12 protein-coding genes are annotated in these 21154 nt (G+C 64.9%); 8 read left to right on the top strand and 4 right to left on the bottom strand.

Features of this window, described 5'->3' with window-relative positions:
• Positions 1-172: 172 nt before the first annotated feature.
• Positions 173-1282 carry a lipocalin-like domain-containing protein gene (locus HU230_RS35870; protein ID WP_176534145.1) on the top strand — a complete coding sequence of 370 codons (1110 nt, stop codon included), beginning with the start codon at positions 173-175 and terminating at the stop codon, positions 1280-1282.
• 106 nt (positions 1283-1388) lie between these two features.
• Positions 1389-1778, top strand: a complete 390-nt coding sequence (locus HU230_RS35865; protein ID WP_176535266.1) for an MAPEG family protein — start codon at positions 1389-1391, stop codon at positions 1776-1778.
• Positions 1779-1988: 210 nt separating this feature from the next.
• Here the strand turns inward: HU230_RS35865 and HU230_RS35860 are convergent, their stop codons facing one another.
• From HU230_RS35860 to HU230_RS35850, 3 genes are all read right to left on the bottom strand, one after another.
• Positions 1989-3179, bottom strand: coding sequence for an ABC transporter substrate-binding protein (locus HU230_RS35860; RefSeq protein WP_176534146.1), 1191 nt, complete (start codon positions 3177-3179; stop codon positions 1989-1991).
• A gap of 276 nt (positions 3180-3455) precedes the next feature.
• On the bottom strand, positions 3456-6626 hold the full coding sequence (locus HU230_RS35855) for an efflux RND transporter permease subunit (protein ID WP_176534147.1): 3171 nt from the start codon (positions 6624-6626) through the stop codon (positions 3456-3458).
• A complete protein-coding gene (locus HU230_RS35850; RefSeq protein ID WP_224944265.1) occupies positions 6623-7861 on the bottom strand; it encodes an efflux RND transporter periplasmic adaptor subunit in 1239 nt (412 codons plus the stop codon). Before HU230_RS35850 ends, HU230_RS35855 begins: the two co-directional genes overlap by 4 nt.
• Before the next feature lie 860 nt (positions 7862-8721).
• On the opposite strand from HU230_RS35850, the gene HU230_RS35845 reads away from it, so the two are divergent.
• The 5 genes from HU230_RS35845 (at position 8722) to HU230_RS35825 (ending at position 19183) form a co-directional block, all read left to right on the top strand.
• On the top strand, positions 8722-16791 hold the full coding sequence (locus HU230_RS35845) for a beta strand repeat-containing protein (protein ID WP_176534148.1): 8070 nt from the start codon (positions 8722-8724) through the stop codon (positions 16789-16791).
• 273 nt (positions 16792-17064) lie between these two features.
• Entirely contained in the window at positions 17065-17562 is a 498-nt protein-coding gene (locus HU230_RS35840) for a phage tail protein (RefSeq protein WP_176534149.1), read from the top strand.
• 12 nt (positions 17563-17574) lie between these two features.
• Positions 17575-18078: a phage tail protein gene (locus HU230_RS35835; RefSeq protein ID WP_176534150.1), complete on the top strand. Its 504-nt coding sequence runs from the start codon at positions 17575-17577 to the stop codon at positions 18076-18078.
• 9 nt (positions 18079-18087) lie between these two features.
• Positions 18088-18615, top strand: a complete 528-nt coding sequence (locus HU230_RS35830) for a phage tail protein (protein WP_176534151.1) — start codon at positions 18088-18090, stop codon at positions 18613-18615.
• 7 nt (positions 18616-18622) lie between these two features.
• The gene (locus HU230_RS35825) at positions 18623-19183 is read left to right on the top strand and encodes a GNAT family N-acetyltransferase (RefSeq protein ID WP_176534152.1); all 561 of its coding nucleotides are present in this window, start codon (positions 18623-18625) and stop codon (positions 19181-19183) included.
• Here the strand turns inward: HU230_RS35825 and HU230_RS35820 are convergent.
• Positions 19165-19467 (bottom strand): DUF6916 family protein, encoded by a 303-nt coding sequence (locus HU230_RS35820; RefSeq protein ID WP_210284334.1) that lies wholly within the window; start codon positions 19465-19467, stop codon positions 19165-19167. The two genes, HU230_RS35825 and HU230_RS35820, sit on opposite strands and share 19 nt — an antisense overlap.
• Before the next feature lie 501 nt (positions 19468-19968).
• Between HU230_RS35820 and HU230_RS35815 the strand changes: the two genes are divergently transcribed.
• Positions 19969-21123: an iron-containing alcohol dehydrogenase gene (locus tag HU230_RS35815; protein ID WP_176534154.1), complete on the top strand. Its 1155-nt coding sequence runs from the start codon at positions 19969-19971 to the stop codon at positions 21121-21123.
• Positions 21124-21154 lie beyond the last annotated feature (31 nt).

Genomic DNA, 21154 nt, shown 5'->3' with positions numbered 1-21154 from the left:
ATGAGGGCAATCAGCGACCGCAAGGAAACTCTATTCCCTCTCCCGCTTGCGGGGGAGGGTCAGGGTCGGGGTATCTCCGCGAGTCGCATTGCGGAAAGAGCCCCCACCCGTATCGCATCTTCGATGCGATACGACCTCCCCCGCAAGCGGGAGAGGTGACATGAGGTTGCGGATGCGCCGGTCCATACGACGTACAGTCGCCGCTCGCGCGATCATCACGCGCCGCACCTTTGCCGGCGGTGCGCTGGCGCTCGCGCTCGGCGGCAAGAGCCTTGCGCAGGGCTTTGCCGGGCTCGGCGAGAATGCCGAAGGTTTTGCCGCCGTCACGCCGGGCAAGCCATTCGCATTCCCGATCGATCACGGCCCGCATCCGGAGTTCCGGATCGAGTGGTGGTACGTCACGGCGAATCTCTCCGACGCGAATGGTGCGGCCTATGGCGCGCAATGGACGCTGTTCCGCCAGGCGATGAAGCCGGGCGGCCCCAGCGAGGGCTGGGCCAATCAGCAGGTCTGGATGGGCCACGCTGCCGTGACCAGCGCCACCACGCATCGCTTCAGCGAAACCTTTGCGCGCGGCGGCGTCGGTCAGGCCGGCGTCGAGGCCACGCCGTTCCGTGCCTGGATCGACGCCTGGGAGATGCACGGGCTCGACCCGTTCGATGCGCAGCGCGCCGCACCGCTCGAGCTAACGGCCTCGGCTGCCGACTTCAGCACCGCGCTCCACCTCGACGCCAATCGCCCGCTGGTGCTGCAAGGCGACCATGGCTACAGCCGCAAGTCGGATCGCGGACAGGCCTCCTATTATTACAGCCAGCCGTTCTACAACACATCCGGCCGCATCGTGATCGACGACAGACCGGTCGACGTCACGGGTATGGCCTGGATGGATCGCGAATGGAGCAGCCAGCCATTGGCGGCGGATCAGACCGGCTGGGACTGGTTCTCGCTGCATCTGCCCGGCGACGAGAAGCTGATGCTGTACCGGCTGCGCCAGAAGGATGGCCGCGAGAACCTGTTCGGCAACTGGCTCACGCCGGACGGCCGCTCGGCCGAGATCGCTGGCCCCGGCAACAGCATCACGCCGGTTGCGACCACCGAGATCGACGGCCGCAAGCTGCCGACATCATGGCGCGTCGCCCTTCCGGCGCACGGCCTTGCCATCGAGACCACGCCGGTCAATCCGAAGGCCTGGATGGGGACGAGCTTCCCCTATTGGGAAGGCCCGATCCGCTTTGCGGGCAGCCACGCGGGAATCGGCTATCTTGAGATGACCGGGTACTGAAACGCCGACAGAAGATCGGCGCGCCCAAAATCGTCCAGCCTGTCACACCGGTCGCTGCCGCCCCGTCATGACATCGGGGCCAATGAAACAAGAGGACACGCCTGACATGTATCACTACACGACCATCGTCACCTGCCTTGCGGTCGCGTTCTATTTCTTCACCTCGACACAGGTCGCGCGCGCCCGCGTCGCCTATGGCGTCAAGTTGCCGGCGATTTCGGGCAATCCGGATTTCGAGCGCATCTTCCGCATCCAGATGAACACGCTGGAATGGATGCCGATCTTCCTGCCGTCGCTGTGGCTGTTCGCTATCTATGTCGGCGATGCCGCGGCCGCAGCCGTCGGTGCACTCTGGGTGATCGGCCGCATCGTCTACTTCATCGGTTATCGCGAGGCGGTGGCGAAGCGCAGCCGAGGTTTTGCCATCCAGGCCGCAGCGTGCATCATCCTGTGGATCGGCGCGCTCGGCGGCGCGGTGTGGCGGCTGGTGCATTGAGGGCGCGATCGCGCCACACACTCCGCTGTCGTCCCGGGGCTTGACCCGGGACCCATAACCACAGGGTCGAGTTTTGCGATGGCTGGGGCCCCAGCCTGATCTCACAACCAAGTTCGGTGGTTATGGGTCCCTGCTCCAGTGCGCAATTGCGCACAAGGCAGGGACGACGGTGATGTTGTGTCGCGAGCTGCGTGATACGTCAGCTGCGCGTCACTTCGTCAGCGGGCAGCCGCTGTCCTTGGCGCTGAAGAACGCCTTGTCGCCCGGCACCACGGCGAGCTGCTTGTAATAGTCCCACGGCTTCTTCGATTCCGACGGCTTCTTGACCTCGAACAGGTAGAGGTCGTGGACCATGCGGCCGTTGGCGAGCACCTTGCCCTTGGCAAAGGCGTCGTCGACCGGCAGCTCCTTCAGCTTCGCGGCGACCGCTTCGCTGTCCTTGGTGCCGGCGGCCTTCACCGCCTTCAAATAGCTCAGCGTCGCCGAATAGGTGCCGGCATGGATCATGCTCGGCATGTGGCCGGTGCGCTTGATGAAGCGCTCGCTGAAAGCGCGCGAGGCGTCGTCGTGATCCCAGTAGAACCCTTCGGTGAGGACAAGACCCTGGGCTGCCTCCAACCCGAGACCGTGCACCTCCGACAGCGTCATCAGCAGGCCGGCGAGTTTCTGGCCGCCCCTGACGATGCCGAACTCGGCGGCCTGCTTGATCGAGTTGGTGGTGTCGAGCCCGGCATTGGCAAGCCCGATGATCTTGGCCTTCGAGCTCTGCGCCTGCAGCAGGAAGGACGAGAAGTCCGACGAGTTGAGCGGCACGCGGACCGAGCCGACCACCTTGCCGCCCTTCGAGGCGACGATGTCGCTGGTGTCCTTTTCCAGCGCGTACCCGAAGGCGTAGTCGGCGGTCAGAAAGAACCACGTGTCGCCGCCCGCTTCCGTCAGCGCCCCGCCGGTGCCGACCGCCAGCGCGCGGGTGTCGTAGGCCCAGTGGAAGCTGTAGGGCGTACAGGCATCGCCTGAAATGCGCGAGGTCGCCGCACCCACCACGATGTCGATCTTCTTCTTTTCCTTGGACAGCTCCTGCACCGCGAGCGCGACCGACGAAGTGGTGAGCTCGGTGATCATGTCGACGTTCTCGACCTCGTACCAGCGCCGCGCGATTGCGGTCGCGAGGTCCGGCTTGTTCTGATGGTCGGCGGTGACGATCTCGATCTTCTGGCCCAGCACCTCGCCGCCGAAATCCTCGACCGCCATCCGCGCCGCCTCGAGCGAATACTTTCCGCCGTAGTCGGCGTAGACGCCGGACTGATCGTTCAGGATGCCGATCTTGACACCTTGTGCCGCCGCCGGCGCCGCAAGCATCAGGCTGCAAGCCGCGACCGCAGCCAAAAATCCCGACTTCATTTTTGTGCTCTCCCAGCAGTCTCTCATCAGGAAAAATCGGCGCGACATTATTTTATAACCCCGCGCCTGCCCATCGATTTCCGCCTCGGTCCGATCAGCCAAAAGTATGGGCTGGCGTCGTCGCGCGCCTATAGCTCCCCGTCACCCTGAGGAGCGCGGAACGCGCGTCTCGAAGGGTCGATGGCCCGGCAGGGGCCGTGCATCCTTCGAGGCTCGCAAGAGCTCGCACCTCAGGATGACGGGGAAAGACTTGCAGCCGCGGAACGTCAGGTCGCGCTACCCCACCACAGCCGCGGGTTCCTTCGGTTTGCCCTCGTTCTTTCCTTCCGCGAGGTTGCGCACCACCATGTAGAAGATCGGCGTGAAGACCAGGCCGAACAGGGTGACGCCGAGCATGCCGAAGAACACGGCGACACCGACCGCCTGGCGCATCTCCGAGCCCGAGCCGGTCGACAGCACCAGCGGCAGCACGCCGAGGATGAAGGCGAACGACGTCATCAGGATCGGCCGCAGGCGAAGCCGGCAGGCCTCGATGACCGCCTCCAGCCGTGGCCTGCCCTCGAGCTCGATATCGCGCGCGAACTCGACGATCAGGATCGCGTTCTTGGCGGCGAGGCCCACCAGCACCACGAAGCCGATCTGGGTCAGGATGTTGACGTCCTGGCCCATGATGCGCACGCCGATCGTGGCCGCGAACAGGCACATCGGCACGATCAGGATCACCGCGAACGGCAGTGTCCAGCTGCCATATTGCGCGGCCAGCACCAGATAGACGAACAGCACGCAGATCGGGAACACGTAGAGGCCGGCGTTGGCGCCGTTGATCTGCTGGTAGGACAGATCGGTCCATTCGAACGAGAAGCCGCTCGGCAGGGTTTCGTCGGCGAGCTTCTTGATGGCGTTGAGCGCCGTCGTCGAGCTGACGCCCGGCGCCGGCTCACCCTGCAGTTCGGATGCCGAGTAGAGATTGTAGCGTGCGACACGGTCGGGACCCGAGATGTCCTTGAAGTCCACGACACTGCCGAGCATCACCATGTCGCCGGCGGCGTTGCGGGTGCGCAGCCGCGAAAGATCGGTGGTCTCCTTGCGGAACGGCAGATCAGCCTGCGCCGTGACGTGATAGGTGCGCCCGAACAGGTTGAAGTCGTTGACATAGGTCGAACCGAAATAGGTCTCGATCGTGTCGGTGATGTTGGCGATGGGAACGCCGAGCTTCTGCGCCTTGACGCGATCTATATCGACGAACAATTGCGGGGTGTTCGCGGAATAGGGCGAGAACACCGAGGTCAGGCTCGGCGACTTGCGCGCGGCCAACACCAGTTCGTCGGTCGCGGACGCCAGCAATTCGGGCCCGCGCCCCTGTCGATCCTGGACGCGGATGGTGAAACCACCGCCGGTGCCGATACCGGGCACGGCCGGCGGCGGAATGACGATGATGAAGGCGCCCTGGATCACCGACAGGCGCTTGCGCAGGTCGGCCGTGATCGCGGTCGCCGTCAGTCCCTTCTTCAGGCGTGCCTCCGGCTCGTCGAACACCGGGAACAGCGCCGCGGCATTACCCGCCTGCGTGCGCGTCGCGCCGGAGAAGCCGGCGAAGGCCGCGACGCGAACGATACCGGGCGTATCCAGCGCAATCCGCTCGATCTCGCGCACGACAGCCGTGGTCCGCGCCAGCGACGCGGCGCCCGGCAGTTGCGCCGAGATGATGACGTAGCCGCGATCCTGCGCCGGAATGAAGCCCTGCGAGGTGGTCGCGAGCAGCCAGCCGGCGCTGCCGATCAACACGAGGTAGATCGCGACCATCACCACGGTGTGCCGGATCACGAAGTCGGCGACCGCCGCATAGCCATGCGCCAGCCGGTCGAATACGCGGTTGAACAGCGCGGTGAAGCTGTCCCAGCCGCGCGCGATGATGTTCCAGCGTGCCGGCGGGCGTTTCTCCTCGTGCGGGACCAGGATCTGCGAGGCCAGCGCCGGCGACAGCGTCAGCGAGCAGAAGCAGGAGATCGCGGTCGCGACCGCAATCGTCACGGCGAATTGCTGGAAGAACTGCCCGGAGATGCCGCCGAGGAAGGCGGTCGGCACGAACACCGCGCACAGCACCAGCGCGATCGAGACCAGCGCGCCGCCGACCTCCTCCATGGTCTTGAGCGCAGCCTCGCGCCGGCTCATGCCGTGCTCGAGATGCCGCTCGACATTCTCGACCACCACGATGGCGTCGTCGACCACGATGCCGACCGCGAGAACCAGGCCGAACAGCGTCAGATTGTTGATCGAGAAGCCGAGCGCGGCCATCACCGCGAAGGTGCCGACCAGCGACACCGGTATCGCGATGATCGGGATGATCGCAGGCCGCCATCCCTGCAGGAACACCAGCACCACGATGACGACGAGCGCCATCGCCTCGTAGATCGTCTTGATCAGCTCATGAACCGATTGGGCGATGAACTCGGTCGGGTTGTAGCCGATGTTGTAGTCGAGCCCCTTCGGGAAACCCGCCTTCATCCGCTCCATCGTGTCGGAGATGCTCTTGGCGGTGGCGAGCGCGTTCGATCCCGGCCGTTGCGTCACCAGCAGGGCGACCGCCGATTTGCGCAGCAGGAAGCTGTTGGTGGCGTAGGACAGCGCACCGAGCTCGACGCGGGCGACGTCGCGCAGCCGCACGGTCCGGCCGTCGGAGCCGGCCTTCACCACGATGTCCTCGAACTGCCTGATGTCCTTGAGGCGGCCGGTGAACACGAGGTTCGGCTGGAAGGCGCGATCGGCGATCGGCGGCTCCGCGATCTGGCCGCCCGCGATCTGCAGGTTCTGCGCCCGGATCGCCGCCAGCACCTCGGCCGAGGTCAGGCCGAGATTGGCGATCCGGTCGGGATCGAGCCACAGCCGCATCGAGTAATCGCGCGCGCCGAACATCTGGATGTCGCCGACGCCGTCGAGCCGCAGCAGCTGGTCGCGGACCTGCAGCAGCGCGTAGTTGGAGATGTAGAGCTGGTCGAACGTGTCGTCGGGCGACAGCATGAACACGACCATCAGGATGTCAGGCGAGTTCTTGCGGGTGACGACGCCGTTGCGCTGGACTTCTTCGGGCAGCCGCGGCTGCGCGATCGCGACGCGGTTCTGCACCAGCACCTGGGCCTTGTCGAGGTCGGTGCCGAGCTTGAAGGTCGCGGTGATGGTGAGCTGGCCGTTCGAAGTCGCCTGGCTGTAGAGATACAGCATGTCCTCGACGCCGTTGATCTCCTGCTCGATCGGAGCGGCGACGGTGTCGGACACGGTCTGCGCCGAGGCACCCGGATACTGCGTGGTCACCGTGACGGTCGGCGGCACGACCTGCGGATATTCCGAGACCGGCAGCGTAGGATAGGCGATCGCGCCGACGATCAGCAGCACGATCGACAGCACCATCGCGAGGATGGGCTGGTTGATGGAGAGCCTGCCGAGATTCATGGCTTGGCACCTGCCGCCGGCTTGTCTCCAGCCGGGGGCTTGTCTCCTGCCGCGGGCTTGGCAGCTTCCGCGGGCTTGTCGCCGGCCGCCGGCTTATCGCCTGCCGGGAGCTTGGCTTCGGCCGGAGCCTGGGCCATCTTCGGCGTCACCTTGGCGCCGACGCGGGCGCGTTGCAGCCCGTCGACGATCACATGGTCCTCCGGCTTGAGGCCTTCGCGGATCACGCGCAAGCCCTCATCCAGCGGTCCGAGCGTGACCGCTCGTGCTTCCACCGTGTTGTCGTCCTTGACCACGAACACGATCTTGCGCGACTGGTCGGTGGCGATGGCGGTATCCGGGATCAGCAGCGCCTCATAGGGCGAGGAGCCGATCAGGCGGACGCGGCCGAACTGGCCGGGCAGGATCGAGAGGTCCTTGTTCGGGATCACCGCGCGGCTGCGCAGCGTTGCGGTCGAGACGTCGAGGCGGTTGTCGAGGAAATCCATCTTGCCCTCATGCGAGGGCTTGGTCTCGCCGGTCAGGGTCACCTGCACCGGGTTCGCCGTATCGCGCGAGCTCGGCCGCCGGCCTTCGAACCACAGCTTGCTGTTGCGCTGATAGGTCGCCTCGTCGACGTCGAAATAGATGTAGATCGGATCGAGCGACACGATCGAGGTGAGCAGCGTCGCTCCGCTCTCGCTGCCCTGCACCAGGTTGCCCGGGGTCACCAGATGCCGGCTGACGCGGCCGGTGATCGGCGCCAGCACATGGCTGAATTCGACGTTGAGCTGCGCGGCCTTCAGCGTGCCCTCGGCCTGTGTCTCGGCGGCGCGCGCGGCCTGCAATGCCTGGCGGCGCTGGTCGACGACCTGCTCCGAGACCGCGCTGGTCTGCACCAGATTGAGCCCGCGCTCGAGATCGCGCTTGGCAAGCTCCCCCTTGGCGCGCGCGTCGGCGAGCTGACCTTCGGCCTGCAGCACGACCGCCTCGAACGGCCGCGGATCGATGATGTAAAGCAGATCGCCGGTGTGGACGATCGCACCGTCCTTGAACTCGACACTGTTGACGAAGCCGCCGACGCGGGCGCGGACCTGAACCTCCTCGATCGCCTCGAAGCGACCGGTGAATTCATCCCAGTCGGTAACGGTGCGCTTGACCGGCTGCGCGACGGTCACGGGCGGCGCCGGAGGCGCGGCCTGCGATTGCGCGCTCTTGTCGCCGCAGCCGCCGAGCGCCAGCGCGGCCAACAGCCCGATCGGCGCGAGGCCGCGCCGGCACGCCCTGACAAATCCCTGGCGGCGAAGCGAATGACGCTCGACGCCGGTTACCGGAGCCGGATGCTCCGTTCTGTCAATCGAACTCAATTCGCTCTCCCCAAAAGACCACGAAGCACGCCGACCAAATCAGGGCTACGAAAGTCGCAATTGAACTTGCGGTGATTCAACACGGCTGGACCACCGCAATGTCGCGGCAGCGGACGTCACAGATGTAGCCGCGCCCCAGTCTGTTCAAGATGGCCGCCGGATCAAGCGAATAGTTGCGCAATCTGAAAGCCTTACGACACGCTCGCGAAACCGTGACGACGAAAAGGGGCAGTTTAGCTGGCCTATCGAGGGTGCAAGGTCACAGACAGATCGTCTCGAATCAATCACAACGCGAGTTCGTTTCACAGATTCGTCACACCGCCCCGATTCTACCTTTGGCGCAGGAACCTTTCGTCACGACCAGCCAGGTTCCCACACTCTACCTCCCGCTGCACGGCGAAATCGTCGTTAACGGCGCGGTTGTCATCCGGACACACATTGACACCCGGTAGTATCGCCAATACGGTCATGGTTGCCAAAGCATGAATATTCTTGGCCGGCCGCATTTTTCTCGAACATTCATAGTGTTTTGTCGCGGCGCGAGTGTGTGAAAGCGACTACGTAAATGGCAAGCGCATTTGATCTCGCTGATGCTGCGGCTCCGCGAACATCGCGGCTTTCTCGAATTGCAGGCGGCTTGGCGCGATCGCCGGCCGCGGGCGATCAACTTCAACGTGTGAACGGCTTCACACGTCATCGTCCCCAACAATTGTAAATATTGATCGGCTTCCACGCCGGTCGCAGGAGTGCTCATGACGACCATACCTGCCTATACAATCGGTGGTTTAACGCGCCCCGAACTTCACCTCGATCCGACCGGACATATCATTCTTGATCCGGCCGCGCAGGCGTTCGCCGACACGTATGGTCTGCAGTATCTCTACCTCGGCTGCCCTCCCGGTACGCTCTGGCCGCCGATCCAGGGCTTCCTGGCGCCGCCGGCCGATGCCAATTCCAGCACCAACACGGTCGTTGAAGGCGCGGCAGCCAACACCTCGGTCGGCATCACCGCGCAGTCGAGCAGCCTGATCGGCCTTCCGGTCACCTATTCGCTGACATCCGATTCCTCCCATGGCGGCTTCAAGGTCGATCCGAACACCGGCGTGATCTCGGTCGCCGATCCCACCAAGGTCGACTTCGAGAGCTCCGGCGGCAGCTACATCGTCAATGTGCAGGCAACCGACGGCATCTTCGCCTCGTCGCAGAGCTTCACGATCGCGGTCAGCAACGCGCCGCCATCGACACCGGTCGACAGCAACGCCGCCGCCAACGCCGTCAACGAGGGCGCCGCCGTCAATACCTTGGTCGGGATCACCGCATCGTCGGCCGATGTCAACGGCCCCGGCGTCACCTATTCGCTGACCGGCGATACGTCCGGCGGCGGCTTCAAGATCGATCCCAACACCGGCGTCGTCACCGTCGCCGATTCCACCAAACTCGACTTCGAGACCGCGCCGAGCCACGCCTACACCATCACCGTGCAGGCCAGCGACGGCCATGGCGGCTTTAGCTCGCAGAGCTTCACGATCAACGTCAACGACGTTCCGGTCTCTACGCCGGTCGACACCAATCCCGCCGCCAACAGCGTCGTCGAAGGCGCCGCCGTCAACACGCTGGTCGGCATCACGGCGTCCGCGGTCGATCCGAACGGTCCCGCAAGCACCTACTCGCTGACCGGCGACACCTCCGGCGGCGGCTTCAAGATCGATCCCAATACCGGCGTCGTCACGGTCGCCGATCCGACCAAGCTCGACTATGAGAGCGCGCCCGGCCACGCCTACACCATCACCGTGCACGCGACCGCCGGCGCGACCTCGTCGACCCAGACCTTCACCATCGGCGTCACCGACGCACCGCCGTCGGCGCCCACCGATACCGACGTCACGGCCAATTCAGTGGTCGAAGGCGCGGCCATCGGTACCGCGGTCGGGATCACTGCCCACGCCACCGACATCAATGGCGGCGCCGTGACCTATTCGCTGGTCGGCGATGCGCACGGCTTCACCATCGACGCTGCGACCGGCATCGTCACCGTCGCCGATCCGACCAAGATCGATTTCGAAACCGCCCCCGGCCACGCCTACACCATCACCGCGCAGGCCAGTGACGGCACGCTGACCAGCACGCAGAATTTCACCATCAACGTCACCGACGTGGCGCCATCGACCCCGGTCGACAGCAACGCCGCAGCCAACACCGTCGTCGAAGGCGCAACCGCCGGCACCGCGGTCGGCATCACCGCGCATGCGGTCGACATCAACGGCCCGGCCGTGACCTATTCGCTGACCGGCGATACCTCCGGCGGCGGCTTCGCGATCGATGCGGCGACCGGCATCATCACCGTCGCCGACCCGACCAAGATCAACTATGAAAGCGCGCCCGGCCACGCCTACACCGTGACGGCGACCGCCAGCGACGGCACGCTCGCGAGTTCGCAGACCTTCACCATCGGCGTCACCAACGCGCCGCCGTCGGCCTCGGTCGACGCCGACGCCAACCCCAATTCGATCGCCGAAGGCGCGGCCAACGGCTCGACGGTCGGCGTCACCGCGTCGGCGATCGACGTCAACGGCCCGCCCGTCACTTACTCGCTGGTCGGCGACACCTCCGGCGGCGGCTTCACCATCGACGCGACGACGGGTGTCGTCACCGTCGCCGACGGCACCAAGATCGATTACGAAAGCGCGCCCGGCCACGCCTACACCATCACCGCGCAGGCCAGCGACGGCCAGGGCGGCACCAGCACGCAGAGCTTCACCATCGCTGTCACGGACGTTGCGCCATCGACCCCGGTCGATAGCGACGTCGGCGCCAACACGGTCGTCGAAGGCGCCGCCGCCGGCAGCACGGTCGGCATCACCGCGTCGGCGATCGACGTCAACGGCCCGGCCGTGACCTATTCGCTGACCGGCGACACCTCGGGTGGCGGCTTCACCATCAACGCGACGACCGGCGTCGTCACCGTCGCCGATCCCACCAAGATCGATTACGAAACCAGCGGCGCGGCTCACAGCTATACCATTACCGCACAGGCGAGCGACGGCACGCTGGCGAGTTCGCAGACCTTCACCATCGCCGTTACTGACGTTGCGCCGTCGACCCCGGTCGACAGCAACGTCGCCGCCAACAGTGTCGTCGAAGGCGCCGCCGCCGGCAGCACGGTCGGCGTCACCGCGTCATCGACCGACGTCAATGGCCCGGCCGTCACCTATTCGCTGGTCGGCGACACCTCGGGCGGCGGCTTCACCATCAACGCGACAACGGGTGTCATCACCGTCGCCGACCCCACCAAGATCGACTACGAAAGCAGCGGCCCAACCCATTCCTACGCGGTGACCGCGCAAGCCAGCGACGGCACGCTCACGAGCTCGCAGACCTTCACCATCGCCGTCAACGACGCCCCGCCGTCGACCCCGGTCGATGCCGACGCCACTCCCAATTCGATCGCCGAAGGCGCGGCCAACGGTTCGACCGTCGGCATCACCGCATCGTCGGTCGACGTCAACGGCCCGGCCGTGACCTATTCGCTGATTGGCGACACCTCCGGCGGCGGCTTCACCATCAACGCGGCTACGGGCGTCATCACCGTCGCGGACTCGACCAAGATCGACTACGAAAGCGCGGCCGGGCACGCCTATACCGTCACCGCCCAGGCGAGCGACGGTACGCTCGCGAGTTCGCAGACCTTCACCATCGCCGTCAACGACGTCGCGCCATCGACCCCGGTCGACAGCGACGGCGCCATTAACCGCGTCGCAGTCGGCGCACCGGTCGGTTCGGGAACCGGCGTGACGGCATCCTCGACCGACGTCAACGGCCCGGCCGTGACCTATTCGCTGGTCGGCGATACCTCCGGCGGCGCCTTCACCATCAATGCGGCAACCGGCAAGGTCACGGTCGCCGACCCCACCAAGATCCACGCCGCCGATCCGTCCTACGACGTCACGGTCGATTCCTCCGACGGCACGCTGCACAGCCAGCAGACCTTCACCATCGGCGTCGTCATCGACGCAGCCCCGGTCGTCACCGCCGGCCACACCCTGAACTACACGGAAAACCAGGTTGCGACCGCGATCGATTCGGCGATCACCGTCACCGATTCCGACAACGCCACGCTCGACCACGCGACGGTCCAGATCACCGACCACTATGTGAGCGGCGAGGACGTCCTCGGCTTCGTCAACACCGCCACGATCACCGGCACGTTCGATGCCGCGACCGGAACGCTGACGCTGACCGGCATCGATTCTGTCGCCAACTACCAGGCCGCGCTGGCGTCCGTGACCTATTTCAACACCAGCGACAATCCGTCTGGGCTGGCGCGCACCGTGACGATCACGGCCAATGACGGTACGCTCGACAGCACGCCAGTCACCGACACCATCAACGTCACCCCGGTCAACGACCCGCCCGTGGTCACCGCCGGCCACGCGCTGAACTACACCGAGAACCAGGTCGCGACCGCGTTCGACCCGGCGATCACGGTCACCGACGTCGACAACACCACGCTGGCCGGCGCTACCGTGCAGATCACCGGCAACTATGCCAACGGCCAGGATGTCCTGGGCTTCACCACCATCGGCAACATCACCGGCACGTTCGATGCCGCGACCGGCAAACTGACGTTGACCGGCACCGACACGGTCGCTAACTACCAGGCCGCGCTGGCCTCGGTGACCTATTTCAACACCAGCGACAACCCGTCGGGCCTGGCGCGCACGGTGACGATAACAGCCAATGACGGCGCCGCGAATTCCACGGCAGTCACCGACACCATCAACGTCACGCCGGTCAACGATCCGCCGGTCACGTCAGCCGGCGGCACGCTGAACTACATCGAGAACCAGGCCGCGACCGCGATCGACACGTCGGTCAACGTGTCCGACGTCGACAGCGCCAACATGGCCAGCGCCACGGTTGCTATTACCGGCGGCTTCGCCGCGGGCCAGGACGTGCTCGGCTTCATCAACCAAAACGGCATCAACGGATCGTACAACGCCGCGACCGGCGTTTTGACGTTGACCGGCTCCTCCAGCGTCGCGAACTACAAGGCCGCGCTCGACTCCATCACCTATTTCAACACCAGCGACAATCCGTCCGGGGCGGATCGTACCGTCAGCTTTACGGTCAATGACGGCTCGCTGGACAGCAACACATCGACCTCGACCATCCATGTCACACCGGTCAACGACGCGCCGGTGATCAGCTTCGGCGCCATCGCCGGATTCACCGAACCGCCGAATGGCACGCCGGCAGCGAACTCGACGCCGGTGACGATCACGCCAAACCTGACGATATCAGACGCCGAAGGCAACAACCTGACCGATGCGACCTTCGTGCTGAACGATCTGAAGCCGTCGGACGCGCTCTCAATCGCGGGGCACGCCGGCACCAGCGGCGACATCGGCGGGATCCACTTTGACATCAGCAGCACCGCCGGAACGGAAACGATCAGCTTCACCGGCACCGACACGCTGGCGCACTATAATGCGGCGCTCGACCTGATCCAGTTCAACAACACCAGCGAAAACCCCGATACCACCGCGCGTTCCTATACCCTGACCGTGCACGATGACGGCGGCACCGCCAACGGCGGCAACAACACCGGGACAGCATCGACGACGGGAAGCGTGACCGCCGTCAACGATGCGCCCACCGCGACGGTGCCGGCGGACAATTCGATCGGCACCGCCTTCTCGCACACCAATCTCACGATCTCCGGCCTGTCGGTCGCCGACGTCGACGCCGGCAGTGGGAACGTCACGGCGACGATCGCCTCAAGCCACGCGGCCCTGAGCTTCGACACCACGGGGCTCGCTAGCTTCACCAACAACGCCAGCCACACCGTCACGCTCACCGGCACCATCGCGCAGGTCAATACCGCGCTGGCGACGCTGACCTACAACAGCGACGACGGCTTCACCGGCTCGGATACCGTCACGCTCAACGTCAACGACAACGGCAACACCGGCACACCCGGCGCGCAAACCTCCGGCCCGCAGACCTTCCATGTCGGCGTCGTGCCGCAGGTGTTCTACATCGACAACTCGACGACAGGCACCAGCCTCAACCTCGGTACCCAGCACGATCCCTACACCTCGATCGCGGCCTTCAACGCGGCGAATCCGGCCGGCTCCGGCGACTATGTCGTGCTCGAGCACGGCACCGGCACCTACAGCGAAGCCAACGGCATCAACCTCGCCAGCGGCGTCAACCTGATCGGCGGCAGCCATACCCTGACGTTCACCAATCCGGTGACCAACGCCACGGTGACCGCGAATGTCGGCTCCGGCACCGATCCGGTCATCCATGTCACCGGCGCCGACAACGGCATCGACCTGCTCGGCACGTCGGGCCACACCATCACCGGCGTCAGCATCGACACCTCGGCCTCGACCGGCATCGGCATCAGCGACGACGGCAACAATGTCGGCACCGTCACGATGTCCGACATCACGGTCAAGACGGCCAGCGGTGCCGGCTTGAGCTTCACCCATGGCGGCACCATCACCGTCACAGGCAGCAACAACACCATCACGTCGACGACTGGCACCGCCCTCGATGTCGAGCACACCAACATCGGCGCCGGCAATCTCACCTTCAAGAGCATTTCGGCGACAGGCTCGTCGGGCAATGCCGGCATCATCCTCGACACGACGGGAACGGCCGGCGGGCTCACGGTCACCGGGACCGGCTCCGCGGGATCCGGTGGCACGATCAACAACAAGACCGGCGGCGATATCCTGAGCGGCACCGACGCCGGCGGGCAAACCACATCGGGCGACGGCGGTACCGGCATTTTCCTGCACAACACCGCCAACGTGTCGCTGACTGACATGACGCTGCACGACTTCAGCAACTTCGCGATCTACGGCAATGGCGTCACCAATTTCACGCTCGCCAACAGCGCGATCAGCGGCACCAACGGCACCACCAATGCCGGTGACCGCGAGGAAAGCAGCATCCGGTTCGACAATCTGCTCGGCACCGCGTCGATCACGGGATCGAGCATTTCGGGCGGCTTCACCCAGAATGTCGATCTCTACAACACCAGCGGCACGCTGAACCGCCTGACCATGGACAGCGACACGTTCGGCCTGATCGGCTCGAGCGGCAACGACAACGTCCTCGGCCAAGTCTACAACTCCGCGACCGCCAACTACACGGTGACCAACAGCACGTTTTCCGGCACGCGGTCCGACTTCATCGCGTTCGCCGCCAACAACAATTCGTCGATGGACGCCGTAGTGCGGAGCAACACCTTCCACAACGGCCAAGCGATCGTTCCCGGCGGCGGCACGGCGGTCGACATCAGGAGCGGCTCCGGCGGCAATGTCTCCGCCGCGACCACCACGTTCGACATCTCGCACAACATCCTGACCGACGGCGGCGCCAACGCCTTCGACACGGTCGGCATTTTCGTAGCGAAGGGCCAGGACAACGGCACCATGTCCGGCACCATCGCCAGCAACGATATCGGCCCGGCGAAGGTGGGATCCAACTCCGACGGCATCTTCGTCCGCGACGCAGGCGCCGGCAGCCTGACGACGCTGATCCAGAACAACACCATCACCGGCGTCGGCGACGCCGGCATCGCGCTGCAGAATAACGACGGCAGCTCGACCCTCAACGCCACGCTCTACGGCAACTCGGTGTCGTCTCCGACCTCCAACAGTCCGTTCGCGGCGCTCGACGTCGAGAACGGCGCGACGGCGACCGACACCAGTACGACGAATGTCGTCATCGGCATGGGTGCCGGCGGCACGGGCAGCAAGAATACGCTGAACCATAGCACGCTCTACGCCACCGACGTCGAGTTGAGCAATTTCGGCGCCAGCACCCATCTGAACCTCTCGAAGAACGGTTCAACATCGGGGACCGCCGCAGGCGTGATCACCGACGACAACACCAGCACCACGGGCGGCATCACCGTCGACACCACGGGCGGCAACGGCACGACGACGCTGGTCGGCACGCTGCCTGCACTGCCCGCGGTGGTCGCGCCGCTGCTTGCCGAAGCGGGCGGCGTTCAGGCGTCGACCCCGAGCACCGGCGAGATGCACCTGACGCAGGCCGAGCTCAATTCGGTGGTGTCGGCGGCGATCGCCGAATGGGCGAGTGCGGGCGCCAACGCGACGCAGCTCGCCCTCCTGCATGCCGCGACCTTCAGCATCGCCGACCTCGCCGGCCAGATTGTCGGTCAGGAAGGCGCCTTGCATATCACGATCGACGCCGATGCCGCCGGCCATGGCTGGTTCATCGACCCGACCCCGTCGGACAATTTCGAATTCACCCACGCCGTCAACGCCGCCGGCACCGATCTCTTGACCGATCCGTCGACGGCGGCTGCGGGTCATCTCGATCTGCTGACCACCGTGGTCCACGAACTGGGTCACGTGCTCGGCCTCCCCGACTCCGTTTCGCCATCCGATGCCAACAGCCTGATGTATATCGGCATCGCCGACGGCGAGCGCCGGCTTGCCACTACCTCGGATGTCGCCCAATCCAATGCGGCCCTGCAAAAGGCGATGCCCACGCAAGGCACCTCAACCTCGAACCAGCAAACCGCCACTTTGCAGACCACCGGTCTGCTCAAGGTGACCAACGGCGACAGCTTCGACTTCTCGTCATTGACCCAGACGCAGTCGCAGACCAACACAAACCACGTGGATGTGGCCACGAACACGCAGACTTTATCTGATCTGTTCAGCGGGCAGTCCAGTGCCGCGACGCCATGGTGGGTCGGCCACGAGGCGGCCTACGCCGCCATGGGCGGCAACCCGACCGATCATCTCCAGACCCATCACGATCTGGTGGTTTGATCGAACGGCGCGAGCAGCGCCTGCCGGAACGATCCGGCAGGCGTCGCGATTCGGTCGCGCCGCATTCGCATCGGTCGTTGTGGCGAAGCGAACGTCATCGGAACGACATCTGCGCGTCACGCAGCCAGACAAAAAATCACGAAACTTCGGCAATCGTTTAGGTTGCACTTCGCGTAGAACACGCTATCGTGCATTCGTAATCGCGCGACCGCATTTGCCTTGCATTTTCATTAATTGAGTCACTGACGAGACGGATCGTCTGACGGAGGATCGATGTCCCTACCGTTTCTCTCTGAAATCAGGATGATGTCGTTCAACTTTCCGCCGAAAGGCTGGGCCTTTTGCAATGGCCAGTTGCTGCCGATCAATCAGAACCAGGCGCTGTTCTCGTTGCTCGGCACGATCTATGGCGGCAATGGCCAGACGACCTTCGCGCTGCCCAACCTGCAGGGAAAAGTGCCGTTGCATGCGGGGTCGGGATTCACAATCGGGCAGACTGGCGGTGAAACATCCCACACACTATCGATCGCCGAGATGCCACAGCATCCGCATACGTTTCAGGGCACGACCAACGGCGCAGACAACGCCGCGGTCACCAACAATCTGATGGCGACGTCGGCCAATCTCTACACCGCTCCCGCCAATTTGACGACGCTGGACCCGAGCACCGTCGGCAATGCCGGGGGCTCGCAGCCTCACGAGAACATGCAGCCGTATCTCACGCTGAGCTTCTGCATCGCATTGCAGGGCATCTTCCCCTCCCGGAATTGAAGGACGCGCGCCATGGGCCAGCCTTATGTTGGCGAGATCCGCATGTTCGCCGGCAATTTTGCACCGGCCGGCTGGATGCTCTGCCAGGGACAGATCCTGCCGATCGACCAATACGACACGCTGTTCAATTTGATCGGAACCACCTATGGCGGTGACGGCCAGCAGACATTCGCGCTGCCGAACCTGCAAGGTCGGCTGCCGCTGCACCAGACCAGCGGCTTTGTCATCGGGCAGACCGGGGGCTCCGAGCAGGTGACGCTGATCACCCAGCAACTGCCCGTTCACAACCACTCGATGGCAGCGTCCCTGAACAACGCGACCGGCAACACGGTGACCGGCAATGTCGTGGGCGCGGTGGGAGCGACCCAGATCTACCGCGAGGTCGCAGCCGCCTCGCCGATGGCGAGCCAGGCGTGCTCGCTCGTCGGCGGCAACCAGCCGCACGACAACATGCAACCCTACCTCTGCTACAACTTCATCATTTCACTGTTCGGCGTTTACCCGAGCCAGAACTAGGACAGGACCATGTCTGATCAATTCCTGGCCGAGATCCGCATTTTTCCGTTCGACTTTGCGCCGACGGGGTGGGCTCTCTGCAACGGCCAGCTCATGCCGATCTCGCAGAACACCGCGCTTTTCTCGCTGCTCGGCACCTACTATGGCGGCGACGGCAAGAGCACTTTTGCGTTGCCCAACCTGCAAGGCAGCGCGCCGATGCAGCAGGGGCAGAGCTCCTCCGGCACTTTCTACGACATCGGGCAGTCCGCCGGTACGACGACGGTGACGCTGCTGCAAAGCCAGATGCCCCAGCACAACCACGGGGTTCTGGGCAATATCAATCAGTCTCAGCTTGCCACGCCCAGTCCGGCACGATCCCTTGCACGGGCAAACCCGGGACAGGCCTACACGGCGACGCTGACCAACGTTTCGCCTTTCTCGGCAACCAGTTCAATTCTGCCGAATGGCGGCAGCCAGCCCCACAACAACCTGATGCCCTATCTCACGTTGAATTTCTGCATCGCGTTGCAGGGCATTTTCCCGCCGCGCAGCTAGATCGGCCATGACGGATGGTTTGAGCACTGATGCGGCTGCCGCGGCGTTCGGATGGACGCGCGCCGCGGATGCGGGCCTGAGCTTCCGTCGTATCGCCGATGCCGATTTGCCCTTCCTGTCGCGGCTCTATGCTTCGACGCGCACCGATGAACTGGCAGTGACATCGTGGAGCGCGGAGCAGAAGGCCGCTTTTCTGGCGATGCAGTTCCAGGCGCAGCATGCGCATTACCAGCAGCACTATCCGACGGCCGACTGGTTGGTGACGATGCGCGATAGAGAGGATATCGGCCGCCTCTATGTCGACCGCTGGCCGAGCGAGCATTGCGTCATCGATATCGCCTTCCTGCCCGAACATCGCGGATCGGGTCTCGGCGGCGCGCTGATGCGCGACCTGCTCGACGAGGCCGCCGGCGCAGGCAAGGCGATGTCAATCCATGTCGAGAAGTTCAATCCGGCGATGCGGCTCTACCGCCGGCTCGGTTTCGTCACCGAGGAAGACAAGGGCGTCTACGACCTGATGCGCTGGTGCGGGACCGCAGCTTCCGGCCATCAGGTGAAGACCGCCTGATAGCCGTTGCCGTCTCCGAGCGGGCCGATCGGCACCAGGAAGATCTCGATCAGGCCCAGCGCCGGATGCCGCACCGGATAGATCGCCTGCGGCAACCATGCTCCCTTCGGCCCCGCGAACAGCAGCGAGAAGGCGCCGCCCGGCCGGCCGCTGTTGCCCGCGGGCTCGACCTTGGTGAGCCTCAGCGCCACGACGCCTTCCGCCGTCTGCATCTCGAACTCCGCGCCCTGATGCAGCGTGAAGTCGTCAATATGCAGTTTCGCCAGATCGACGGTGGATGACATGCGCACGCCTCTGTTGCCTTCGAGGTGTAACACACGCTGCGATGTTGCCGTCAAGATTTCTGCCGGCCATCCGCGGTCTGAACCAAAGCTCCTCGTCATTCCGGGGCGCCGGGGAATGACGGGTGGATGGAGCCGTGCCTCTCCTGCCGCACCGGCTTTCCCTGCGCTCTCTGCTCAAGTGGAGGGCAAGTAAACGCAGGACTCGGGCGCCGCGCGCCGCGAGGATGTAGATGTATGACTCACAAGCCGCGCAACATACTCGGTGTCGTCCCGGCGGAGGCCGGGACCCATAACCCCAAATGCAAGTCGTTGCGCGATGCCGGAATCACGAGTCCCGTTCATTGCATCTGCTGCGGCGTATGGGTCCCGGCCTTCGCCGGGACGACTGCGGTGAACGGAGCCTCCGACCGCGCAAGCCCTGATGACGGCCCCGATTTCCTCCGCTAACCTCCCGGCAAAGGGCCGCCGGCAAGGCGAGCCATCTTGAGGGAGGACAGCCGCGTGCATCGAGGCCGTGTCGTATTCGGCGCCATGGACGAGGTCGTGTTCGGGCGGCCCGCCCGTGAGGCCATCGTCGAGCAACTGGACCGGCTGGGCGCCCAGCGCGCCTTCCTGATGGTGTCAGGTACGCTGAACCGCGAAACCGACGAGATCGAAAAGGTCCGTCAGGCGCTCGGCGCCCGCTGTGTCGGCACGTTCGACCAGATGCCGGCGCACACGCCGCGCGCCGCGGTGATCGCGGCGACGGCACAGGCGCGTGATGCCAAGGCCGATCTGATCGTCACCATCGGCGGCGGTTCGATCACCGACGGCGCCAAGGCGGTGCAGCTTTGCCTTGCCAACAATGTCACGACATCCGACGGCATCGACACGATCCGCACCCGTGGCGGCGTCTCGCCCGAGATGAATCCTCCGACCGTGCGCCAGATCAGCGTGCCGACCACGATCGCCGGCGGCGAGTTCTCGTCGATCGCCGGCGTCACCAACGAGGCCAAGCGGCAGAAGGAGATGCTGCGCCATCCCCTGGTGATACCGCGCGCCACCATCCTCGATCCGGAACTCTCGGTGCACACGCCGGACTGGCTGTTCCTGTCGACCGGCATCCGCGCGGTCGATCATTGCGTCGAGGGCATCTGCTCGCGCGAGGCGCATCCTTACGGCGATGCGCAGGCGCTGAAGGGGCTGGAGATGCTGGCGCAGGGCCTGCCGCGGGTGAAGGCCGATCCGAAGGACATCCCGGCGCGGATGGATTGCCAGATCGGCACCTGGCTGTCGACCGGCCCGCTCGCCTCCGGCGTGCCGATGGGCGCGAGCCACGGCATCGGCTACGTGCTCGGCGCCGAGTTCGACGTGCCGCACGGCTACACCTCATGCGTGATGCTGCCGGCGGTGATGCGCTGGAACAAGCGCGACAATGCCGACCGGCAGGCGCTGGTCGCGGCCGCGATGGGCCATCCGGGCGCCGACGCCGGCGACGTGCTCGACCGCTTCATCCGCGATCTCGGCATGCCGCGCAGCCTGAGGGAGGTCAACGTCGGCCCTGAGCATTTCGACCGCATCGCGGCGGGTGCGATGCGCACGCCCTGGGTGCCGCGCAATCCGCGCAAGATCGACGGTCCATCCCAGGTCCGCGAGATTCTGATGATGGCCGCTTAAGGCATGATCCGGAAAAGTGCGAAGCGGTTCT

It is taken from the genome of Bradyrhizobium quebecense (genome assembly GCF_013373795.3).
Lineage (GTDB): Bacteria > Pseudomonadota > Alphaproteobacteria > Rhizobiales > Xanthobacteraceae > Bradyrhizobium > Bradyrhizobium quebecense.
The sequence above is the reverse complement of the archived record's forward strand: the minus strand, read 5'-3'. Positions and strand labels throughout refer to the sequence as shown.

What these genes read in the sequence shown, in the direction of transcription:
- HU230_RS35870 (WP_176534145.1), top strand. Translation starts at nt 173, where the DNA reads ATGCGCCGGTCCATACGACGTACAGTCGCCGCTCGCGCGATCATCACG.
- HU230_RS35865 (WP_176535266.1), top strand. Translation starts at nt 1,389, where the DNA reads ATGTATCACTACACGACCATCGTCACCTGCCTTGCGGTCGCGTTCTAT.
- HU230_RS35860 (WP_176534146.1), bottom strand. Translation starts at nt 3,179, where the DNA reads ATGAAGTCGGGATTTTTGGCTGCGGTCGCGGCTTGCAGCCTGATGCTT.
- HU230_RS35855 (WP_176534147.1), bottom strand. Translation starts at nt 6,626, where the DNA reads ATGAATCTCGGCAGGCTCTCCATCAACCAGCCCATCCTCGCGATGGTG.
- HU230_RS35845 (WP_176534148.1), top strand. Translation starts at nt 8,722, where the DNA reads ATGACGACCATACCTGCCTATACAATCGGTGGTTTAACGCGCCCCGAA.
- HU230_RS35840 (WP_176534149.1), top strand. Translation starts at nt 17,065, where the DNA reads ATGTCCCTACCGTTTCTCTCTGAAATCAGGATGATGTCGTTCAACTTT.
- HU230_RS35835 (WP_176534150.1), top strand. Translation starts at nt 17,575, where the DNA reads ATGGGCCAGCCTTATGTTGGCGAGATCCGCATGTTCGCCGGCAATTTT.
- HU230_RS35830 (WP_176534151.1), top strand. Translation starts at nt 18,088, where the DNA reads ATGTCTGATCAATTCCTGGCCGAGATCCGCATTTTTCCGTTCGACTTT.
- HU230_RS35825 (WP_176534152.1), top strand. Translation starts at nt 18,623, where the DNA reads ATGACGGATGGTTTGAGCACTGATGCGGCTGCCGCGGCGTTCGGATGG.
- HU230_RS35820 (WP_210284334.1), bottom strand. Translation starts at nt 19,467, where the DNA reads ATGTCATCCACCGTCGATCTGGCGAAACTGCATATTGACGACTTCACG.